Here is a 3,161-nt window from a genome sequence, read left to right as displayed (position 1 = left end):
ACGCACCTTCTGGAGAACGGAACCGATATCCGGATCATCCAGGTCCTGCTCGGGCATAACAATCTGTCGTCGACGGCGCGCTACACCCAAGTTGCCACCCATACGATCCGGGCGACGCAGAGCCCGCTCGATCGTCTGTCGCTTGAGGTAATGCCGCCCGGGTGAAGGAACGTTGAGACGCGGGCCGTGGCCCGCGCCGACTTTCGTTCGAACGGACCCGTCATCGAGATCGCCGATGTCCTGCGCCGCCATGGCGATGCTTATCGCCATGCGCACGCCGGCCATCTCGGCCGTGTCGAACGGCGCGTGATGAGCGCAATCACCGCATGCCGTACGGGGGCGCTCGGCGGTCACGTCGAGGCCTGCGACGACTGTGGCATGATGCGGATCGCCTACAACTCCTGCCGCAACCGGCACTGTCCGAAGTGCCAAGGACCGGCCCGCGCAGCTTGGCTCGCCGCGCGCGAGGCCGAACTTCTTCCGGTTCCCTACTTCCACGTCGTCTTCACGCTGCCGGCGCCGATCGCAATGATCGCCTTCCAGAACAAGGCCGCTGTCTACGCCATCCTGTTCAAGGCGGCCGCCGAGGCGATGATGACGCTCGCCTCGAACCCGCGCAGGCTCGGTGCCGAGATCGGCGTCGTCGCCGTCCTGCACACCTGGGGTCAGGCATTGACGCATCATCCCCATGTCCATTGCGTCGTTCCAGGCGGCGGCCTCTCCTCCGACGGCGCGCGGTGGGTGGCAGGCCGGGCGACCTTCTTCCTGCCCGTCAAGCCGCTCTCCCGGCTCTTCAGACGCCTGTTTCTCGAACGTCTGAAGGCTGCCTTCAACGCCGGCGCCCTAGGCTTCTTCGGCGATCTGGCGCATCTCGCCGAGCCCACGGCCTTCGCCACCCATCTCACCGCCATGCGGCACGTCGACTGGGTCGTCTATGCCAAAAAGCCGTTCGGCGGACCTGCCCAGGTTCTCGCCTATCTCGGGCGTTACACTCACCGCGTCGCTATTGCCAACAGCCGCCTCGTCGCCCTCGACAACGACCATGTCGCCTTTAGATGGAAGGATTACCGTCAGGGCGGCATCACCAAGGTCATGAAGCTCAAGGCCTCCGAGTTCATTCGCCGCTTCCTCCTTCACGCCTTGCCTGACAGCTTCCATCGCATTCGCCACTTCGGCTTCATGGCCAACGGCCACCGTGCAGCCAAGTTCGCCCTCTGCCGCTCTCTTCTCGCCGATCACGGTGAGCAGCCTGCGCCAAAGAATGTCGAGCCGGCATCCTCGAACTCGACCCATCAGAGCAGTGCCGACGTTCCTGCCTGTCCCCACTGCGGTGGTGTGATGCGCGTCATTATCCGGTTCACTCACAGCTTCGATCGTACTGGCACTCGCACGTCATCGTTCTGGTGCGACACCTCGTGAGCCCATCCATGCCGATATGCACCACGATCATCATGCGTCACTTCAATCCAACCGTCTCGATCATCGCAGACGGTGTCGAACGTGCATTGTCATCGTGTCGGATACCAACCGTTCGGTGGGGCAGATCAATCATCGCGACTGCAAACGAAGCGCGCCATGTCCTCAATAATAGCCGACGCGCACGCATCCCTTCTTCGCTTTCGGCCCGCGGCCAGCCGATCGAGCGTCACGACCTCGAACAATCCCCATAGCCGCGCAACTGCGCAAAGCCTCCCGCGCCTTCGTTCAATCCGGCTTCTATGAGGTCGTGATCGAGCCTGCAATTCGGGCCACGCTGTGCCACGCGACCTCACAGAACCCTCCAGATTCCCTTCGGCCGCGAAGCATGATTCTGTGGCTGCATCGGAGGGAACGATGCGGCCGAAGCAACACGCGACGACGGGATCAGGCGATCTGTTCCGGGCCAGGCTCGAGCAGATCATCAACATGAAGCACGAGCTGGTGGCGCTCGCGGGCAAGATCGACTGGGCGTGGATCGACGGCGAGATCGCTCCGCTCTACAGCGACCAGGGCCGGCCCGGGGTTGAGACCCGGTTTGTGATCGGGCTCCTTTTGCTCAAGCACATTTACGGGCTGTCCGATGAAGGCGTGTGCGAGCGCTGGGTCCATGACCCGTATTTCCAGCACTTCACCGGGGAAGAGTTCTTCCAGCACAGCTTCCTGCACGAGCGCTCGGACCTCAGCCACTGGCGCAAGCGGCTGGGCGATAAGCTTGAGCTGCTGCTGGCCGAGAGCCTGCGGGTGGCGCATGCCAGCGGCGCGCTGCGCACGAAGGACCTGGCGCGGGTCACGGTGGACACCACGGTGCAGCCCAAGAACATCAGCTTCCCGACCGATGCCAAGCTGCTGCACGCGGCGATCAAGGGCCTCAACCGCCTGGCCAGGAAGCATGGCGTGCGGCTGCGGCAATCCTACCTGCGCATCGCCAAGCATGCGGCGATGATGGCGGGGCGCTATGCCCACGCCAAGCAGTTCAACCGCCATCGCCGGCAGTTGCGCATCCTGCGCACGCGGCTTGGCCGCATCATCCGCGACGTCCGGCGCAAGATCGCCGGCCACGCAGAACGCGAAGAGGCGTTTACTTGGCCGCTCGCGCGCGCCTCCCAGATCCGCTCACAGCAGCAGCGCCAGCGCGGCTGGAAGCTGTATTCCTTCCATGCTCCCGAGGTCGAATGCATCGGCAAAGGCAAAGCCAGCGCGCCCTATGAGTTCGGCGTCAAGGTCTCCATCGTCACCACCAACGCCCGTGCCCCGGGCGGTCAGTTCGTGCTGCACGCCACGGCGCTGCCCGGCAATCCGTATGATGGCCACACGCTGCGCGCGGTTATCGAGGACACCGAGAGGCTCACCGGGCGCGAGATCGAGCGCGCCTATGTCGACAAGGGATACCGCGGCCACGATGCGCAAAAACCACACCGCGTCTTCATCTCCGGCCAGAAGCGCGGCGTGTTCGGCGCCATCAAACGCGAGTTGCGACGCCGCTCCGCCATCGAGCCCGTGATCGGCCACATGAAGGCCGAAGGCCATCTCGGCCGCTGCTATCTCAAGGGAACCGCCGGCGATGCCGCCAACGCCATCCTCACCGCCGTCGGCTACAACTTCCGACGCATCCTCGCCTGGCTGAGGATTCTTTTGCGCTTGATCCTGGCCGCGCTACGCAGCGCGCTTGCAACCGATCCCGA

The 3,161-nt window shown here is 64.2% G+C and carries 3 protein-coding genes; all 3 read left to right on the top strand.

Annotated elements, in window-relative coordinates; all coding sequences use genetic code 11:
* The coding region (locus VF515_14445; GenBank protein HEX7408831.1) for a tyrosine-type recombinase/integrase at window positions 1-165 on the top strand (165 nt) is incomplete at its 5' end.
* A 21-nt stretch (window positions 166-186) separates the two neighbouring features.
* Window positions 187-1,419 carry an IS91 family transposase gene (locus VF515_14440; GenBank protein ID HEX7408830.1) on the top strand — a complete coding sequence of 411 codons (1,233 nt, stop codon included), beginning with the start codon at window positions 187-189 and terminating at the stop codon, window positions 1,417-1,419.
* A 414-nt stretch (window positions 1,420-1,833) separates the two neighbouring features.
* On the top strand, window positions 1,834-3,161 hold a 1,328-nt coding region (locus VF515_14435; protein HEX7408829.1), incomplete at its 3' end, for an IS5 family transposase.

The sequence above is a fragment of the Candidatus Binatia bacterium genome, assembly GCA_036382395.1.
In the GTDB taxonomy this organism is placed as follows: Bacteria; Desulfobacterota; Binatia; order HRBIN30; family HRBIN30; genus JAGDMS01.
This window is presented reverse-complemented; position numbering and strand designations above follow the sequence as displayed.